The organism is Vibrio salinus (assembly GCF_021272385.1).
GTDB classification, from domain to species: Bacteria; Pseudomonadota; Gammaproteobacteria; order Enterobacterales; family Vibrionaceae; genus Vibrio; species Vibrio salinus.
This window is the reverse complement of sequence record NZ_JAJSDZ010000009.1, coordinates 1,038,469-1,058,551: the sequence shown is the minus strand read 5'-3', so window position 1 is coordinate 1,058,551 and position 20,083 is coordinate 1,038,469. Positions and strand designations below refer to the sequence as shown.

Here is a 20,083-nt window from a genome sequence, read left to right as displayed (position 1 = left end):
TGCTTATGCTTCCTGAGTATTTAGCGGATTCTCTGAATCAACGGAAGTCTTAGGTTGTTCTGCACCATGCATCCAGTAAACAAGCTTAGTGGAAAATACCAACAGAATAATACTGCTCAAAATCGCAGTGACCGCAATGCCACCAAAGATAGATAATGCACCCAGCTCGCCGACATGAGCACCAATCAAACCGGCAACATAATTTGCAACAGCATTAAAACCATACCACACCCCCATCATTAGAGAGGCCAGTCTGAGCGGAGCCAGTTTGGTCACCATAGACAAGCCGATTGGAGACAAACACAGTTCACCGATGGTGTGAAAGAAAAATGCACCGACCAGCCACAACATGGAAGTCTTAACCGTCACATCCCCCCCCTGCTCCAGTACGGCGCCGACCATACAGACAAAGCCGATTGCTAAAAAGAAAAGTCCCATCGCAAACTTCACCGGAGAATTAGGTTCCTTCGAACCCAGTTTTACCCAGATGGCAGCAATAATTGGCGCGCAGGTAATAATAAAAAATGGATTCAATGACTGAAACCAGGCTGTTGGCACTTCAAAATTGCCCACCATACGATCAGTATATTGCTGGGTATATAAATTCATCAGACCACCGGCCTGCTCAAAACCCGCCCAGAAAATAATGACAAATAACCCCATCACCAAAATCACCTTCAGGCGATCGACTTCTTCTTTTGTCAGAGGCGTGGATTTTGTTTGGTGCTTTTGATTTGCATCACTGACAGCTGATGGTACTCGACCGATGTCACCCAACCAACGCTGGGCCAGAGTCATTTGTAATACGACACTGATTAACATGCCGATCCCGGCGGCAACAAATCCCGCTTTCCAGCCAAATTCGTTGGTGACTGCTCCGGCGATAATTCCAGCAATCAGAGCACCAAGGTTAATTCCCATATAAAAAATAGTAAACGCACCATCCCGGCGGTGATCTCCCTCTTCGTATAAATCTCCAACCATTGTTGCAATATTCGGTTTAAAAAATCCATTACCGGCAATCAGAAATACCAGTCCAAGCACAAAACCGTGAACCACCGTTAAACCCAAAAAACCAACAGGCAGGGCAAGAGTAAACTGACCGATAGCCATCAGGGTACCGCCGATCAAAATGGATTTTCTCTGACCCAGATAATTATCCGCCAACCAACCACCGATCAGAGGAGTGATATAGACAAGCCCAGTATAAATTCCATATAAATCGAGTGCTTCTTTTTCCGTCCAACCAAGACCGCCATGAATTGTTGTATCAGTTAAGTACAAAACAAGAATTGCTCTCATTGCATAGTAGGAAAATCGCTCCCACAACTCAGTACCAAAAAGAAGAAACAGGCCTCTGGGATGCCCTAAAATTTGATGTGTATTTGTCATTGTATTTTTTAGATATTGAACCAAAAGGTTCCAAATCCTACTCTTTACACAAAATACAAACAAATGATCTAAATTAACAAATACAAGCAGATCTTTATACCAATGAATATGTATTTTTTAGATAAAAATAAATATTAAAAACAAAATAAAAGATAAAGCCATTAAAATCAATATTTTAAAATAAAAAAACAAAAACAATCAGAAGAAACAACTAAAAATTATTAACTATTTATATTAAATATAATGAATATTTATTTTGGCAACCAACTATATATTCAAAATAAAATTTTAAATATGGGCAATAATTTGAAATATTACAAATAATAAGAATATATAAGAGGAAGAAATACATTCACAAAAAGAATGGATTTGACGTCCTGCCTTTCAGGGGGATCATGGCAAAAGGCAGAACAGCAATGCTTTCAAAATATTACTCAGAAGGAGTAGCCAGTATCAGTTTCCCGTCATAACCACCACTGGCTTGAATGTAAACAATATATGGCTGACCTTTATATTTAAAAGGATATGGGGTAATGGCCGTATGTTCTGGCACAATTTTCGTTACCTGATTAGACACTAAATCATACTGCCATATGCAGGCAAAACGTTGTCCCTCGTTATCAAAATAGATCTGGGTATCATCATCCGTCCAAACCATATCAAAAATCCGCCACCAGATACGTTCCTTCGCACCATCCAGAATACCAGGCATAAGTGTTACCTGATCACTGGTACTGTCATAAACGGCTATAGTACGATCATCTTTTATTGCCTTGATATCCAGTTTTTCTGTGATTGCCTTTATATATCCGGATACGTTTTCAGAAAGAGATGAGTCGGTAGACATATGATTAATTTCCGAGGTAATTACTGCAATTTTTCGCCCATCGTGAGATAGTGCCCAACGCTTGGTACGATCACTGCGTCCCATCATCTTCTGAAAATCAACAGAAGTAATCTGACCTTTTTTGGTCGGATACATTTTCGATCCAATCGTGTAAGAATACAGCTGAACCTTTTCCTTATCGGAAGTATGAACAAACAGCAGCTGATTACCTTTTACTGTCATACTGTATTCATCACCGGATGCAATCTGGTATCCCTGCATCGTCATCAAATTCAGCTCATGAATTATCTGCCGGTAATTAGATGTATATGTTTTGTAAAAAACAAAAACCTCATTGCCAAATACAGCTGCAACAGGTTCAAAAGCTTTCACGGTCGGTTTTAAAACAGCTCTGCGTTTCCATGGATGGTAATGTTCCTGCCCGACTAACTTAAGTGCATCTTTTGAATAATTATCCAGCCCGGAGCCATCAGGTAAATCCATACCCTTCTGCAAATTTTTCACACGACGTTCCGTCAGGTGGATTAAAAGTTGATTAATCCTCTCGATCATCGAGTCTTCACACGATTCTTTATCCAGACAACGCTGGTCACGTAACTCAAGCCAGGCTTCCTGCTCCGCCTTTAAACTTTCAGAACCGGCCAGCTTTAAATCTTTTTTATAAAGAATACCGATAATATGATTCATTGTACTCAGAGACTGAGTCTGACAAACTACTTCCAATGCCTGTGTTCGCTCAGACAAACACTCTGTATTTACCGCCCAGGAACATCCTGACGACAACAGTAAACCTAATACCCACCACCGCATTATTAATAAACCTTATTATTAGTTTCACAAATAAAACGCAAATATATAGTGATACCAACAGTACATTCATTGAGCAAAATCAGGTTGATACAGAGAAACTTGTTTTTCAGTGATCACAATTATCCAAAAACAGATCGTGACTGTCTTCAAAATTTCAATTCAGCTTCACATAAAATTAATATCTTCTGCCTATACTCAACTGGTTACTTAAATAATAAGGAGAATGTTATGTCGAAAAGAACAGGACGCCAACGTCATTGGTTCCAGCTAAATCGTCAGAAAACAACACATAAAAGTTAGTTCCCCCTGAAAAGTCAGAAGCCGGTATCAGGCTTCATAACATATTTTAATTTGACCATCACTAGCCTGCGCGAAGTCCACGAAATACTTCGGCATGCTAGATAATAAGATGTTGGTTCTGATTTTCACTTCTCAACTGCTGTATCATCCCTCTCCTGTGTTTATTAATATTTGCTAATTCATTCACTAAAAGAGTATTATATCAACTATTCGTTGGTTTTTTGACGATCGCCATAAAACCGCCATTAACATATTAAAAATAAGATCTTTCGTAGTGGTTACCTCATTTTTATTTTTTCGGCCATTATTCAATACGTTATTAATTATTGGCCTGTCATTACTTCCAGTCTTGTCCCTAGCCGAAACCGCAAATGATTCGCCCTGGTCCATATCAGGATTCGGCAGTATTTCTGTCGGGAAACTCGATACAGAGCAAGCCAATTACCGGGGGTATACTGATGCTCTCTCTCTGAAACCAGATAGCTTACTGGGCTTACAGGTTTCCTACCAGTTTAATGAAACATTTAGTGCCACTGTTCAGGGCACAATTAAAGATGATAATAAAAAATACAAAGATTATAACGACGATATCATCAACTGGGCTTACCTTACCTGGCTGGCAAATGATCATCTGACATTGAAAGCCGGAAGAATGAGAGCGCCCTTCCTTGCTTACAGCGATGCCAATGATATCAGCTATGCCTATCCCTGGATTACACTACCAAAACAGTCTTATAACGGTTGGTTATTCCAAACATATGACGGAGTGGATATTTCCTGGGGAAATAGCTTCGATGATTTTGATACGTCTCTGGAATCCTACATTGGCACATACAGTAATAATACCGATGTGAATGGCCTCAACACCGATTACCGGGTAAATTTCTTTGGCGGCCTGGTCGGGAAGATCAATTATAACAATTTTCAGTTCCGGATATCGCAACATCGGGGAGAAGTCAACATGAATGTCGATAACCTGATAAACATGGCCAAATCGTATCTGAGCATAGCCATTTTAAATGCAAAAAGTATCTCAGAAGCCAACAAACTGTCTTCTCTGGCCAGCTCAGTCAACGATGCTGATTTTTCATCGAAAGGCTTTTTTGATGTCTCACAGGCTTCTGTGTCTTACGATGGACTGCAATATTTCACCCGCGCGGAATGGGTACAAATCAAAACTGGCGACATTGATTTTGCCCCGGATATGGAAAGTTACTATTTAACCGGTGGATATATTACCTTTCCCTGGACGTTCAGCCTGACTTATGCCGACAGCAGGGTAAAATACAATGAGCCGATGGAGTCATACCGGCACATCGAAGCTTTATCTCCTATCACGTCCTTTCTGGCCAATGATTCTGTCAGAGTTTGGACTCTGGGTACCCGCTGGGACATAAAGCCTCAGATAGCATTAAAAGCAGAAATCAGCTACATAGACGGCTATGAAGACAAAGAGTCTTATTTTACTTCAATAAAAGATGGATTTGACAGAAAAGCAGCACTATATAAATTAAGTGTACAGTGGGTCTTTTAATGAAACGATTCTGTCAGAGTTTACGGTTGCAGATTTTATGCTCATGTGTTGGGCTCATACTCTCACTAAGTATGAGCCAATCTGCCTGCGCGGCTGACATCTACGTCATTACCAATGTATCATCACAAATTGACCATTTATCCCGAAATGAAGTCAGACAGATTTTTTTAGGTGGAACGCTGAGCCGAAAATTTAAACCCGTCAATCTCTCTGTCGGAAACAGCGCCCGAACTTTATTTAATACTCAAATTCTGGGATTAACAGAAGGCCGTGTACAGGCTTACTGGGCTCAGTTACTGTTTTCCGGTAAAAGCGAAAGACGCCCAAAAGAGTTTAATACTGAAAAAGATGTCATTGGCTATATCATTTCACATGACAATACGATAGGTTACATAACCGCCAAACAGTCACTGCCTGATGACATGAAAATTCTTTGTCAAAAATAAGATTACCCTGAAACCGGAATACCAATGATACAACTCAGCATCCGCACAAAATTCATGTTAATCAGTACAATATCAATTGTACTCTGTGCGTTACTGGTATTTGCCATCTCTCTTAAACAACATCAGCAAATCTATCTTAATTCCGTAGAAAGTAATTTGGATGCACTGACGGCTAATGTCGCTGACGAACTGTTACTTTACATTGGTGATCAGGATTCATCTTTTGAAATAAAAAATAATTTACTGACATTTCAAAAATATGATCACATTCTTTTTTCCTATGTTTACGATAGAAACTGGAATAAAATCAACCAGTACGTCAACATAAACAAAGTGTCACACAGCCGGATAAAACACATTTTATCTACCTTACCTGAGATAAAATCTCTGCCCTACGTCACTTCTGAGCAACGGGATGTACTGGCGATATTAAAACCCATTGGCGAACACGATAATCCACAAGGTTATCTTCTCGTGGTTCATGATTTCAATGCTCCAATCATTAAAAGCAGAAATACTCTCATTTCAATTGCCTTGCCAGTCGTCGGAATCGTTCTGCTGGTTACTTTAATTTTAACCTGGTTTCTGCTTAAAAAACTGTTTAACCCTCTGTTATCTTTATCTGAATTTACAAAGAAAATTAAAGTAACCGGTAATTACAGCTTAAGATTTACTTCCGAAAGTTCCGACGAAGTCGCGACTTTAACGGATGATATCAATGCCATGCTGGAAACGATTAATAATGAATACCAAATTAATCATGAACAAAATAAAATACTGATCGAACAACAAAACAAACTCAACAAGCTTGCCAACTACGATCAGTTAACGGGACTACCTAACCGGCGGTTTATCATCGAGAAACTAACCGAAGATTTAGCCGAAGTAAAAACCAGCAATCAGGACTTGTCCATTCTGTATTTTGATATTGACAGCTTCAAAAACATTAATGACAGAATGGGACACGAAACCGGCGACGCTCTGCTAAACATTGTCAGCCAAAAAGTACTTACCTGTCTGCACAATCATTGTATTCTGGCCAGGCTTGCCGGTGATGAATTTCTCATCGTTCTGAATGAAGGAGCTCAAATTGACTCAGCTATCCAGGTAGCTCAAAAGATCGTTAATGAATTTCAGTCTCCGATCATGGTCAATAACTGGAATATAACCACAAGCGTCAGTATTGGTATCGCCAAAGCCAGTCAGGCGGACTACAACCTGGATACATTAATTTCCTACGCCGATGTAGCCATGTATTTTTCAAAAAACAACGGTAGAGGACAATTTACGTTTTTTGAAAACGTCATGTTGAATAAGAAAAAACGAAAGGAAGAAATCATTAGCCTGATTCCTCAGGCCATCACGAATAAGCAATTTTCACTCTTCTACCAGCCTAAAGTGTCTACATTTGGGAAAATAGAAGGTCTTGAAGCATTAATACGCTGGTACCACCCTCGTCTGGGTGAAATCCTGCCGGAATTCTTTATTCCTATTGCAGAACAGGGTGGGAAAATAGGCGAAATTACAAAATGGGTGATTTCAAAGGTTTGTTCAGATTTGGCACTGTTAAAGAAAATCTGCGGTGACGATATTGTGGTTTCTTTTAATTTATCCTCTAAAGATTTAATTAGTAATGAAATGCATGGATTTATATTGTCTGAACTAGAACGATATAAACAAAGTATCACGTCATTACAAATAGAAATTACCGAATCCAGTTATCTGGAAGATTTCAAACTGGCAAATCAATTCTTCTCTTCAATCAGAAAAATGGGGGGAAGCATTGCTCTCGATGATTTTGGAACAGGATATTCGTCGCTGAGCTACCTAAGCCTGATTGAAATTGACACACTGAAAATCGATCGGAAATTTGTCTCAAACGCCTTTATGAGTAGCAGAGACGACGCCATTTTAAGCTCAATTCTGGAGTTGGCAAATAAGCTAAATCTTTATTGTTGCTGCGAAGGAATTGAAACAGAAGAACACGCGAAATACATCACACAGAAAGGCTATCTGGCGCTTCAGGGGTACTACTTTTCTGAGCCGGTTGCGATCAAAGACCTGAGTAAGTCAATTAACAACATTCGTCAAAAATTCCGTCATCACAATGTTCAGGAAGAATATGACTGTGCTGTTAATTGACCGAATTCCGACTCAGAACGACATAAATCAGAAGAAGTAAAATGTCACTGTCGCATTAATGCTTTTAACGTCTTTATTACCCAACGTATAATTTGAATATTCCAGACCGACAGCCATAGGACCAATCAAAGAATAATCTGCGCCCACAGCCCACATTTTATCGAAACCATCGTCATCCTGAATCGTCACCCCCCGATCCCCTTCCAGAATCCAGGAGTTGATTCCGGCTTTAGCATACAACTGAAGTGCCCCGATAGTAACGTTGGGTCTTATTGCGGCATAAGCAGATTCGGCCTCGATGTCGCCACCAACCGCATCAAATTTGCCATGATAAGTATAGCCGCCTTCCAGGCTTATCCATGGAATAAAACCAATACCGGCATGAAGATTATAAGCTACTGACCGATCATTATTGTAATCGGAAGAGCCAATGGATGCCCCACCATATACAATAGAATTAGCCCAGATTGAAGGAGCAAACACCAATGCTAACAAAGGCAGTAAGGTTAACTTTTTCATATCATTTTTCTCTTTTACTTTTCGTCCTGACTCGTAAAACAACTAAACCAGCTCATTATTACTAAAAATTCATAGATGCGTACAAACCGACACTATCACCATCAAAATATGGCGCTATGGCTAAATTCGTTACACTAAATCCACCCAGTGTTACCGAATATTGTATTGCAGTCCCAAGGGCTGCTCCGATAATAACGTCCCGCCAATAATGGTAATCATTATCTACCCGGGAATACGCGACCAACCCCGTTAACAGATAAGCAGGAACACCGTATTTCCAACCGTAACGGAACTGAAGGTATGCAGCCCCCTGAGCAGCAGCAGAAGTATGGCTCGAAGGCATACTAAAATCCTGACCGTTTGGTCTTTGAGCATTTAGGGACACTTTGAGAAAATGAGTCGATATTGCGGTCCACATCGCTCCTTCTCCAAGCTGGACCAATCCTTCGCCATCCAGTTTTACACTTGAAATGATTCCGGCGGTCACCGGAATACCCCATTGCAAAATATCTCCGGCTTCCTCAAGATCCTTACTTTTCGCAAATGCTTTTGCACACAGAAACATCGTTAAAAGAATACTGATACAAAAAAGCTTACGACTTGTATTGCCCCGATAATATTGGTTCACAGAATACTCATCTCCATACATACGGTTCTTATGTATTCAGTCAGAACATGCCGACTACGAAATAACATAATTCATACAGAGCAAAAAGCAGACCAAGATATTAAACGCAGAGGTAAAACAGCAAAATTAACAGACTTTAACGCTACTGAAGAGAATATTGCTGTTTTATCAACCAGAAGGATTCGGGTGCAAAGAAAAAAGAAGGCAAAAACTTACCGCTTAAGCGATTTCTTTGCCTCTCAGGAGGAAGAATATTACCCGTTTAATTAATGATAAAAATACCAATTGTTGAGCAACCTGTCATTCACTATTGTAAAGGTGATATGGATAAACCGTTATCATCACAGCCTGCAAAATGAAACAAGCTGTCTGTTTACCATTCATTCCCGGTATCCGACCATCCATTTTCATCAAGATAGTCCAGAAGTTCATGCTCAGCCATAGGTTTAGCAAACAAATACCCCTGAACATTGTTACAACCCAGCTGTTCTAAAAAGGCAAGTTGCTCTTCTGTTTCAACACCTTCGGCTATCACATCCATACAAAAATTGTCCGCCCAGGAGCAAACTGACGTGGTAATGGCTACATCTCCTGTCGAATCAGGAAGACCATTAATAAACGTCCTGTCTATTTTTATTTTATCCAGAGGTAATCGCTTCAGATAACTAAGGGAAGAATACCCGGTTCCGAAATCATCTAACGCTACATGAAACCCAAGTTCTTTTAATTTACTCAGTTTTTTAGAAACAGCCTCAATATCATGTAAAAAAATCGTTTCTGTCACTTCCAGACAAATCTGTGAAGCATTAATACCTGATAATTCGACCAGTTTTATTATCCGGTCACAAAAATCATCCAGAGCAAAATGCATTGCAGAAATATTCACAGCCACATAAATGTCTTGCTCATAACGATTGTTGAGCATTTTCGCTAACGCAAAGACTGTTATCATCATACCTTCCGTCGCTTCAACAATCAGTTTTGTATGCTCAAGCATTTCAATAAACCGCTCCGGAGAATACAATTTCTCATCTTTTTCCCAACGCATTAATGCTTCAACACCAATAACTCTCTGCTCTTTTACATTAACAATAGGCTGATAATGCATTAGAAAATCTTTATTGATTACTGCTTCTTTTAAAGCCTGCTCCAGCAATACCGATTCCTGAACCTGCTGACCCAGCTCCTCAGTGAAAATCTCATAGACACCCCTTCCTTTGGCTTTTGCCCTGTACATTGCAATGTCTGAGTTCTTGAGAAGACGACGAACCGTTAAACCATCATCAGGATAAAAAGTAATGCCCACGCTTGTTGATGAGTGAATCACCTGATCATTAACCATAAAGGGCTTTTCCAGTTCCTTAATAATATTTTCAACAACGTGGATAGCATCTTCGTAAAAAGACACACCTTCCAGAATAATCAAAAATTCATCGCCCCCTAAACGGCTGATAGTATCGGTTTCTTTGCATACTTTGCATAACCGTTTCCCGACTTCGCATAACAGCGAATCTCCGGCATCATGACCTAAGACATCATTCACCTGCTTAAACTTATCCAAATCTAAAAACAAAATAGCGACTTTCGTTTGATTAGACTTCGCATTAACCAATGCATGTTCAAGCCGGTCATAAGCCAGGGCTCGGTTAGCTAAATTGGTTAACGAATCGTAATAAGCTTGCCGGTGAAGTTCTTGTTCATTCTGCTTGATTTCTGACATGTCATGCTGAATACCGGCAAAATTAGTAATATTGCCATTTTTATCCAGAATAGGAACAATGATCGCCAGTACAGGATAAAGTGTGCCATCTTTTTTACTGGTCCAGACTTCTCCTTCCCAGCTTTCTTTAGAAAAGACGGTTTGCCATATTTTCCGGTAAAAGAGAAGAGAATGGTGATTAGAGCGAAGCAGGCTGTAGCTTTTACCCATCACATCCTCAGGAAGGTAACCGGTCATGAGCGTAAACGCTTCGTTGACATGCTCAATATTACCCTGAACATCGGTAATAACGATCGCTTCTGTCGTGTTGCTGAATACTCTTGCATAGATTTTCAGCTGCTGTTCCTGTTTTTCTTTTTCCGTCAGTTCCTGCTGAATTCTTCGGTTTAGTACGGTCAATTGCTCAGTTCGCTCTTCAATACGAGCTTCCAAAGAATGATTCAGATCCCGCTCTTTCCGAATGTATTTCTGTAAAGAGCCGGCCATATCATTAAATGAATCCGACAACATTCCTATTTCGTCATGAGAATCGACAGGAATACGGTAAGAAAGGTTATTTTGGCTGTATTGTTTTGCTCCTAAAATCAGTTCCTGCAATCGGCGCCTCAACAAATTGGAGAGCCAGATGGCAATCACTATCATAAATACAATCATCACGAGCGTTGAAATAGTAAGTTGGTTGATTAGAAGGTCTGTTTCATCTTTGGTTCTCTTCTCTGCCTTTCCAACAATGGCATCAATATGGCTCAGTTGTTCGACCAAAATGCTATTCAGATTTTCTTTAGTTCTATCGGCAGCTTTATGGAATTCATCGACATTAGCCCCTAACGTCACAAAACCAAACCCTCTCGGGGTGTTACCATAATGCCCAGTGTAATAAGGAATAGTTGCTGCGGTTGTTAACTTCCAGACATTACTCCATAGGATAATGAATGAACCCTGACCACCATTTTCTGTCAGTTGCATCCATCCCTGACACTGAGGTGCAAAATTAAGATATCGGCAGTCCAATCCGATCAATCCCTGCTGCAAACCTTCCAGAGACGGCGTTTTAGATAACGACTGAGCATCAAATTTCGGATAACCTTTCAGAAAGGCATTGATATCCGATGATTTAGAAGCATCAAATGCCCTGGCAACCTCAGATGACAACCAAGGCTTAACCCTTTTCCCTGTGGCTGGGTCAAATCCGGCAATAAAATAATCTCGTGGATGAGAAATTGAGCGACCTTTATAATCCCACATAAATGCATAATTCCCATCGCTGGCGTCGGATACATCCATAGGAGAGTAACTGAGAGGATCAACAGTATCCGTAAATGCCATAATATGACGATGATCCAGCGCCAGAGATATGTAACCGACTTTTTGCCCGCGTTCATAAACCGGTGTAACAAACCGGACAATACCTTCGAAACGCTTCCCTACCGGGTTTTCCCGTCCGGCATAACCATATTTTTCAGGCTCAAATGGAATACCTGCTTTTTTTGCTTTCTCTTTAGTAAACGTTCCGATAATTTTGCTGGGCACATACGCACCAATGACATCAGAAACATAAATTTGCCCTTTTTTTAGTTTCTGAACATCTGCAAAATACGTTTCAGCTTTAATATAAGTATTTTGAGGTTTACTGATGTCTTCTTTTTCCGGATTAAGAGAAGAAACCTTTATTTGTTCTTTTCCGTTAAGATCAAAAAACGTTATTTCTTTATAAAGCGGCAAACTCTGTGTGGCATATTTAACCGGATCAATACGGTTAAATTCTCTGGCATTATCGGATAAATCCGCTCTTTTAAACGTTGTTTCTGTACTTAATTTATCAACCCTGACCCATTTCGATGCTGTATCATCATACCGGTACTTATCGCTCTGGCTTCGGATAATTCTTCCCAGTTTCTCATGCATAAAATTTTCGTACGTTTCCCGGTTTTTAGGAAGCGTTGCCAGAAAACGAATATCATCATCCCGCTCGTATAGAAAATCAGCGACAGACTGTGCAATCTGACCACTCATTTTCTCCAGCGACTCCTGAGATTTTCTATCCAGAGCAAGAATACTGTCTGCCACCGCAGTATTCGCTGTTGAAGACACTATTTCTTTCGTGGTCTGCTTTACCTGAGCGGTATTATTGATAAAAAAATCATAAAGAGAATGGATGCCTATCAGTGTTATCACAGCAAGCAGAATTAATGGAATCACTTTAATAAAAACAAAAAGGATGATCAGCTTGGTACGAATATTTAAATTAGACAGAAGCTGTTTTACAGCAGACATAATTCCACTCCGAATTTCAAGCCTGGCCTTAAATTATATTGTCACTGTCATTACCATAAATTAGACAAGAAACATTTAATAAAATCACAAAGCTTTGTATTCTATAAAATCAACCGTCAACTATCCATATATCAATAATTCTATTTGTAACAATATAAAAATGGCGGAATAACTCACTTTTCCGATAAAACAAGACTATTTATACTGAAGCTATTTCCGGATTCAAAAATGCCCCGGGTATCACGCCAACAAAGAGGATGAACAGTAACCGATGAAAGTATAGCAAACCCCTTCCTTTTGCGACGGCAGACTCATCCACTTAATATGAAAAATAAAAGATCAGACACACTAAGGTCGCTGACCTTTGGTGGTTGATGTTTGTTCACTCTAAACAGTTTTGATCGTAATGAGGGCATAAAAGCCGTGGACAAAAACGAAACCATACTACGATAGAAAAATTCTTTCAGGATGTATCGGCTTATCATATTGCTATATCAACATACTAGGTTACTCTGTTAAAAATTCATATCATCGGCCGCAATCAGGACAAAAAACATGCAACAACTGCTGCAACAATACTTTGGTTTTAATTCTCTGCGCCCCGGTCAGTCAGATGTCATCCGTCATATCCTAAACGGCCAATCCGCTGCCGCCATATTTCCGACAGGTTCAGGAAAATCGCTCTGCTACCAACTTCCGGCCATGCAGTTACCGCATCTGACACTGGTTATTTCGCCTTTATTGGCTTTGATTAAAGATCAGGTCGAGTTTCTACGCAGTAAAGGAATCCCGGCAGACAGCATTCATTCTGGTCAGGATACTGATACGACACAAGCTATCATGCACCAGGTAAAAAGCGGCAAGCTGAAAATTTTAATGATTTCTGTTGAGCGTTTGAAAAACGAACGTTTCCGACATTTTATCTCCGAAATACCAATCTCTCTTCTTGTTGTCGATGAAGCTCACTGTATTTCAGAATGGGGGCATAATTTCCGGCCCGATTATCTGAAGCTGCCCGAATATAGAAAATGGCTCAAAATTCCTCAGGTACTACTACTAACCGCAACAGCGACCCCACAGGTTATTGATGATATGAGCAAAAAGTTTGATATTCCGGATGAAGCAGTGATTGTTACCGGATTTTATCGACCGAATCTAAACCTGAATATCATCCCCTGTTCTGAAAAAGAGAAGTTTCATCAGTTACATTCCATTATTAACAAGTCACCTGAGGCCTCCACCATCGTTTATGTTACGTTACAGAAAACGGCTGAAACCATCGCAACAAAACTTCAGGAAAGCGGAATCAATGCGATTGCATATCATGCAGGTCTTGATAATGAGCTCAGAGCACAAATCCAGCAGCGATTTATGCAGGACACATCAACTTGTATCGTCGCTACTATTGCATTCGGTATGGGAATCGACAAAGCCAATATCCGGAACGTTATTCATTTTGACTTACCCAAATCCATTGAAAATTATTCACAGGAAATCGGCCGGGCCGGGCGGGATGGTCAGCCATCTGAATGCATCATTCTGGCGAACACCGACCACGTCAGTGTATTAGAAAACTTTGTCTACGGTGATACACCGGACAAGTCTTCTATTGAATATGTTATTCATCAAATATATTCAGCCACAAACCAGTGGGAAGTCATGCTCAGTAGTCTGTCACGTGACAGCAATATCCGCCAGCTTCCATTAAAAACACTGTTGGTTTACCTTGAAATGGATAACATAATCGAGTCAAGGTTCAGCTATTTTGCCACTTACCGGTTTAAATTAATTGAGAGTACTGAACATATTACCAATTACTTCAGTGGAGAAAGACGATCTTTTGTTGAAGCGGTGTTTCAATGCACTTTAAAAGCCCGCCTCTGGTACACCATCGATTTCGAAGCACTGTGGCAAACCTTTCATGCCGACAGAAAACGGGTAATTGCAGCACTTGAGTATTTTCAGGGAAAAGGATGGATAGAACTGGAAAACAAACAAATCACCGATGTCTACAGCGTATTGGACAAACAGAAACCAGAGTCAGAACTGGCAGACAGGCTATATAACTTATTTATCCTGAAAGAAAAAAATGAAATCCAGCGAATCCATAATATGATTGATTTTTTCCAAAGCCATCAATGTCTGAGCTATACGCTTGCCAGTTACTTTGCTGATCTCAATGCGCCAAAAGAATGTCATCATTGCTCTGTCTGTGCCGGCCGGATTGCACAGCTAAACCAGCAGGAACGTCCACCTATAAATGCCCAGCAACTGATAACCTGGATTCATCCTTATAAACAGGCCGGATCAAATAGATTATCAGACAAAGCCATTAGTCACTTTCTGTGCGGGATTACCACACCACTAAGCATCCGCTTAAAAGCAACAAAAATGGAAGGGTTCGGGAAATTAGCACACTATCCATTTGCCGAGGTACACAAAAAGGTGCTTGAACTAACAGAAAACAAGCAGAATTAATTTTCTAAATCAGTTGTATTTAATATTCAAAGTTTTAACCTAAGAACAATTAATCTTTGAATCATTTCTACGTTTTGTCATTTATCTGCCATCTGAGATAGCTGACTGTAAAGTTCAAAGGCTACATTCTTAAATTCCGGCGCTGAACCCTTATCTTCAGCTCATTGCTGACCCGGTTAATGACTGCCAGATTGTTTAATATAAATAGAAAAAACACATCCCCTGCTCAGCGGAAAAATAGATATAAATTTTCCTCTATACACCAGATTCAGCCTAAACGAATATTTTGAACACTAAGCATATGTAAAAAAACATCTTAGAAAGAAGTTTTATGCCAATAAATAATAATTTATTCATTACAAAACAAAAAGTTAAAAACAAAACAAACAAAAATAAAAACATAAGCTTAATATTCGACATTAAATGCTATTTACTTTTAAATAAAAGTGGTTAGAATGCCGCCACTTTTTTCCCATTCCATCCATCGTTTTACACTGAAGAGAAGAATAGAAATGCGTTTAAGTAACGTAATGGCGGCGTTTGCATTTGCATGTTGGGGATTTTCACCGCTTTACTATCAATTTATATCGCACCCAGCCATGGATGAGCTGCTTGCCTTACGTATTATTGCGTCTGTCCCTTTGTGTGGATTAATCGCATATGCAGTCAACCGGTCATGGCCACAGATCTCAGCAATTTTAGCGGATCATCGTTCACTCTTTTTCTGCATCCTTGGTGCGTTGCTGATTAGTACCTCTTCGTACATTTTTATCTGGGCTGTCGTAAATAACAGAACAACGGACGCAAGTCTGGGTTTTTTCATTAGTCCTCTAATCTTAGCCACACTGGGGATAGTATTTTCCCGGGAAAAACTCTCACATGGAATGGTTTTATCATTAATTTTAGGATTAAGCGGCGTCGTTTTTCTGTCGCTCCAATATGGGCACGTACCATACATTGCATTTATGCTCGCCCTACTATTTACTCTGTATAGCTGGTGCAAGAGATACGTCCGCTACAATTGGGCAACGTCTTTGTACGTCGAAGCAATTGCAATGCTACCTGTCGCTACCATCTATCTTCTTTACAAAGAACAGACAGTCGGTTGTGTTTCATTTACTCTTCCCTTGCAAGATTTTCTACTTTATATCGGTGCTGCACCAATCACCATTTTGCCACTTTTACTTTATTCACTGGCATTGAGAAATGCCAAAATGAGCACTATAGGCATCATGCAATATATTGAGCCAAGTCTGCAGTTTCTGATTGCCACTTTTGCCTTTCATGAAGCATGTTCAGAAGTTAAACTCATAAGTTTTAGCTTAATCTGGCTTGGCCTGGTTTTTGTCATCATAGAACAATTGGTAAGTCGTTACAGTGTATTACAATCAATTAATATGTTTACGTATCCGACGATGAAGCAGACCTCGGACTATCCAACCGTTGAAATGATGCGTAAAACACATATAGATAATCATTCAGCTCTGGAGCCCCCTGTTCAGAACTAAAGGCAATCACTTTACATGGGGTTGCCCATCCCCACTGACGATGCTAACTTATAAAGAAAAGTGAAGAACAGACTTAAAGCTGTTCTTCACAAAAGTACCACATCTTCGCTATCTGAATGCAGAGAGCGCAATCGATTTTAACAACGAATTAGTGTGGCACCATGGCTAAAACATCAAAAGTAAGACAACGTAACAATATTCTGAATATTATTTATTTTTTTCTGTTTAATATCGCTCTGATATCCGCTCTGACCTATTCAACAAACCTACAAATTTCGTCTATCTATAAAGACGTTTACCGCGCAGAAATCACCGGATTTTTAAATGTTGTAAAAAAACAAAGCACAGACATTATCCAGAAGGAAAAACTCTCTAAAAAAGAGAAACAGGAAGAGCTCATTAGGTATTTAGCATCAATATCCCACAAGGGGTTTTATTTCTGGGCGAATGATAATAAAGGTGTTGCTGTATACCACATTGATCCATCAAAGATTGGTTCTTTCCAAAGTTCTTATATCCGGCATATATCGAAATCTGAACGTGGTGTTATCTTTGAAATGACGGACAATATCAATCCATCAACAGGGCAACGTCAGGATAAAATAAATGGTTATTTTATCCTTAAACCGTGGGGTTGGGTCATAGGCCATGGCCGGTATATTGATTCTTCCGGGATCGAATTAAAAGCATTCTTATTTGCGATGAAAATCGGAATTCCGTTAATCCTTTTTCAGCTCATTATTATTTTCTTTTATCGAAGAAGAACGTACTAATTCCGAAAGTGTTTTAATATCAACAGGCCGGGAAAAATACCACCCCTGACCCGACACGTTAGAAAGGCTGTCCTTCAAACTTCGATATTGTTCCTCTGTCTCAATGCCTTCCGCTACGATGCTGACAGTTAATTCCTTAAGCATGTGTATAATCCCGTTGAGAGCATAAGTATTCACGTTTTGTGACGAAATGGATTGAGTGAACATTTTATCAATTTTTATTTCATCGGGTTCTAATGTCGAAAGCCACGACAAATTAGAAAAACCGGTACCAAAATCGTCGATGGAAATTTTAAACCCCAATTTATGAAGCGCTTTACGGGCCGACACCAATTGGCTTTGATCACTTGTTGTTCTCTCTGTGATTTCCAGAATCACCTGACTGGTCGCAATATCAAACCGGGCCAGTATCTCTGACATTTGCGCCATAAATGCAGCGTCAGTAAAAATATCGGTTGAAATATTAAACGAAATAGTGAGGTTTCTGTTTGCTCTTAACAATTCTCCCACATCATCTAACGCACTCAGAATAACCCGGTTCGTCATTTTTTTGGTTAATCCATTAACTTCACATACGGTAATAAAAATGTCTGGTGGTACATATCCATATTCAATATCATTCCAGCGTGCAAGCACCTCAATCCCCGTGAGTTGCTTACTGGATAACGCATACTGTGGCTGATAAACTGTTCTTATCTCTTCATTTTTTAATGCTTTTTTTAATTTTCGGAGGAAATGTCGAATACCACTATATCTTAGTTGTTGAATGTAACTGACAGCAACCCCGACAGACAGCCCTAAAAGAAATAAATAAATAATTTTATCAATGCTTAAACCATACAGACCAACCTGATTATCGAGTGCGGTAGTGCATATTTTTAAAAACCGACTGCATCTTTCTAATGCCAGACTGGGTTTATATAAAAAACTGTAGTCACTGTCATGGATATTAGAAGCTTTTAGAAAGTCTAAATCGTATTTATCAATATCACCAATATAGTTATAAATGAAACTTCTGTCTTTGCTATGAATGACAATACCTGAACCATCCTTTCCTGATGGATACTTATTGACTTGCCGAAGGTAAGCTTTCGATAAGAAGACCACAATTCCGTTATGTTCAAAGGCAATATTATCGTAGACACTTTTGGTATTGTTAAAATGGAGAATGTCTATTTCTCCATTTTTTCTCTTGTCATTACTGACTTTAATGGGATACTTACCTGAAAAAAGTGAACAAGACATCATTCCATTTCTGACTAAACCGATATCACCGATATAGTAGTAAGTCTTTAAAATATCTTTAAAAACATTACTAACTTTTTCAGTACAGCGAGTCGATACTGAAATATCCAGATCCAGAGTATTTTTAACCTGAAAAGCGGCTCTCTCAAATAATTCAAATGTCGTATTTTCATTGTATTTCAGGTTCATAAAATCGTTATAAACGATAATAAAATGAGACAGTAAAAAGGTAAAAAGAACGCTCAAGGTAGTGTAGCGATAAATTCGAATATTCGCGCCGGCACTTTTTGAGGAAATAAACGTAATCGCTTTTAAATTAATATCGTTATCATTACCACTCATGAATTAAATTATTCCATACAATCTGGTATCGTCCCTTGTTTAATAGTATAGATACAATTATCAATAAATATAGGGTATTTTCTCAACAAACTTCATTCGGCATCAACAGCAGACAGATTTCTCTAAATGTGCTGTTTTATTACAGACAATAAACCTTTTATATCAGGGCCTGATGCAAGCCCTGATATAGTCAAAATGAAGATCTTCCCCGATTATGAGCATTCTTCAAACTCGACAAATCCATCTTCTATCGCAGGAAAGATATTAACAATGTCAAAATATGGAACCGTATAGATTTTACTGTCACGCAACTCTTCAATAAGAAAATAATAATCCTGAATATTTTCAGTTTCGTACATAGCAATATCGCTGCATACGGAACTGAAAGCTTCAACATCAAATAAACGAACCGAAACTTCAGGGTATTTTGAAAAAATCTCTCTTTTCAGTATATCGAAATAAGCATTTCTTTCATCTCTGGTTAATTTTAACCACTCCTGACGGGCATTCATATGGACAAAAAACGTGTATTTTCTGGTCATGGCATTCACCTTACTTTCTGTTGTTTTGTTAAAAAACAGAATACGATGAAATATTCACATTTAATATTCGCATATACGTAAGTATCATTAAAAAACCATAACAAACTGTATTTATTACATAAAATAAGACAAGAGACAAATTAAAATGAAGATTCCCCGCCATTTCTAACGAGAGTGTTCAGGTTTTAAATCTAAAAAAAACAGATGATATACAGCTAAAGACCTCATAAGCTTATCTATAAAATGGACTGTGGGAGTTATGACATTCTTAATTTCTCGCCCATCGCCACAAACCGGCCAGTTATGTGACTTTGATAATCTGCTCCTGCTTTATAAACTCATGACAAGTGTGTTGTTTGCATCCAATTTTGGTTAACTGCGGCTCACTGTCCGAATAATGTTCAATCCCAGAGAAATGGCACTGCATTCGTTTCGAACAGGAGGAAAGGCATAACTCCCAAATACATCTTTTACTGTCACTATTTAAACAATGTAAATCAGAAACACATAAATGCCCCTGATTCAATAAGAACTCAAGTTTCTTAATGTCTATTTCAACTTGAACAAATTCCCGCTTCCCGGC

Annotated in this window: 13 protein-coding genes; 6 read left to right on the top strand and 7 right to left on the bottom strand. The window is 39.2% G+C overall.

Annotation, left to right across the window (positions count from 1 at the left end; all coding sequences use genetic code 11):
• Positions 1 to 3: 3 nt before the first annotated feature.
• Complete coding sequence (locus tag LRQ06_RS13155; RefSeq protein ID WP_232767015.1) at positions 4 to 1,392, bottom strand: peptide MFS transporter; 1,389 nt, start codon at positions 1,390 to 1,392, stop codon at positions 4 to 6.
• A gap of 430 nt (positions 1,393 to 1,822) precedes the next feature.
• On the bottom strand, positions 1,823 to 3,049 hold the full coding sequence (locus LRQ06_RS13150) for a lysozyme inhibitor LprI family protein (RefSeq protein WP_232767013.1): 1,227 nt from the start codon (positions 3,047 to 3,049) through the stop codon (positions 1,823 to 1,825).
• Positions 3,050 to 3,623: 574 nt separating this feature from the next.
• Between LRQ06_RS13150 and LRQ06_RS13145 the strand changes: the two genes are divergently transcribed.
• The 3 genes from LRQ06_RS13145 to LRQ06_RS13135 are packed head-to-tail and all read left to right on the top strand — an operon-like array spanning position 3,624 to position 7,471.
• Positions 3,624 to 4,883 carry a hypothetical protein gene (locus LRQ06_RS13145; protein ID WP_232767011.1) on the top strand — a complete coding sequence of 420 codons (1,260 nt, stop codon included), beginning with the start codon at positions 3,624 to 3,626 and terminating at the stop codon, positions 4,881 to 4,883.
• Positions 4,883 to 5,329: a hypothetical protein gene (locus LRQ06_RS13140; protein ID WP_232767010.1), complete on the top strand. Its 447-nt coding sequence runs from the start codon at positions 4,883 to 4,885 to the stop codon at positions 5,327 to 5,329. The genes LRQ06_RS13145 and LRQ06_RS13140 overlap by 1 nt, the downstream gene beginning before the upstream one ends.
• A 24-nt stretch (positions 5,330 to 5,353) precedes the next feature.
• On the top strand, positions 5,354 to 7,471 hold the full coding sequence (locus tag LRQ06_RS13135; RefSeq protein ID WP_232767009.1) for an EAL domain-containing protein: 2,118 nt from the start codon (positions 5,354 to 5,356) through the stop codon (positions 7,469 to 7,471).
• Between the two features lie 27 nt (positions 7,472 to 7,498).
• Here LRQ06_RS13135 and LRQ06_RS13130 read toward each other — a convergent pair whose 3' ends face one another.
• The 3 genes from LRQ06_RS13130 to LRQ06_RS13120 form a co-directional block, all read right to left on the bottom strand.
• Positions 7,499 to 7,990: an outer membrane beta-barrel protein gene (locus LRQ06_RS13130; protein ID WP_232767007.1), complete on the bottom strand. Its 492-nt coding sequence runs from the start codon at positions 7,988 to 7,990 to the stop codon at positions 7,499 to 7,501.
• A 61-nt stretch (positions 7,991 to 8,051) separates the two neighbouring features.
• Positions 8,052 to 8,618, bottom strand: coding sequence for a phosphatase PAP2 family protein (locus tag LRQ06_RS13125; RefSeq protein ID WP_232767005.1), 567 nt, complete (start codon positions 8,616 to 8,618; stop codon positions 8,052 to 8,054).
• Between the two features lie 373 nt (positions 8,619 to 8,991).
• Positions 8,992 to 12,612, bottom strand: a complete 3,621-nt coding sequence (locus LRQ06_RS13120; RefSeq protein ID WP_232767004.1) for a putative bifunctional diguanylate cyclase/phosphodiesterase — start codon at positions 12,610 to 12,612, stop codon at positions 8,992 to 8,994.
• A 555-nt stretch (positions 12,613 to 13,167) separates the two neighbouring features.
• On the opposite strand from LRQ06_RS13120, the gene LRQ06_RS13115 reads away from it, so the two are divergent.
• The 3 genes from LRQ06_RS13115 (at position 13,168) to LRQ06_RS13105 (ending at position 17,371) form a co-directional block, all read left to right on the top strand.
• Positions 13,168 to 15,090 carry a RecQ family ATP-dependent DNA helicase gene (locus LRQ06_RS13115; protein ID WP_232767001.1) on the top strand — a complete coding sequence of 641 codons (1,923 nt, stop codon included), beginning with the start codon at positions 13,168 to 13,170 and terminating at the stop codon, positions 15,088 to 15,090.
• Between the two features lie 512 nt (positions 15,091 to 15,602).
• Positions 15,603 to 16,598 carry an EamA family transporter RarD gene (gene rarD, locus LRQ06_RS13110; protein ID WP_232766996.1) on the top strand — a complete coding sequence of 332 codons (996 nt, stop codon included), beginning with the start codon at positions 15,603 to 15,605 and terminating at the stop codon, positions 16,596 to 16,598.
• Positions 16,599 to 16,759: 161 nt separating this feature from the next.
• Positions 16,760 to 17,371, top strand: a complete 612-nt coding sequence (locus LRQ06_RS13105; protein WP_232766994.1) for a cache domain-containing protein — start codon at positions 16,760 to 16,762, stop codon at positions 17,369 to 17,371.
• Here the strand turns inward: LRQ06_RS13105 and LRQ06_RS13100 are convergent.
• Together LRQ06_RS13100 and LRQ06_RS13095 are read right to left on the bottom strand one after the other, a co-directional pair.
• Positions 17,318 to 18,958 carry an EAL domain-containing protein gene (locus LRQ06_RS13100; protein ID WP_232766992.1) on the bottom strand — a complete coding sequence of 547 codons (1,641 nt, stop codon included), beginning with the start codon at positions 18,956 to 18,958 and terminating at the stop codon, positions 17,318 to 17,320. The genes LRQ06_RS13105 and LRQ06_RS13100 overlap by 54 nt on opposite strands.
• Positions 18,959 to 19,170: 212 nt before the next feature.
• Positions 19,171 to 19,500, bottom strand: coding sequence for a darcynin family protein (locus LRQ06_RS13095; protein ID WP_232766990.1), 330 nt, complete (start codon positions 19,498 to 19,500; stop codon positions 19,171 to 19,173).
• Positions 19,501 to 20,083 lie beyond the last annotated feature (583 nt).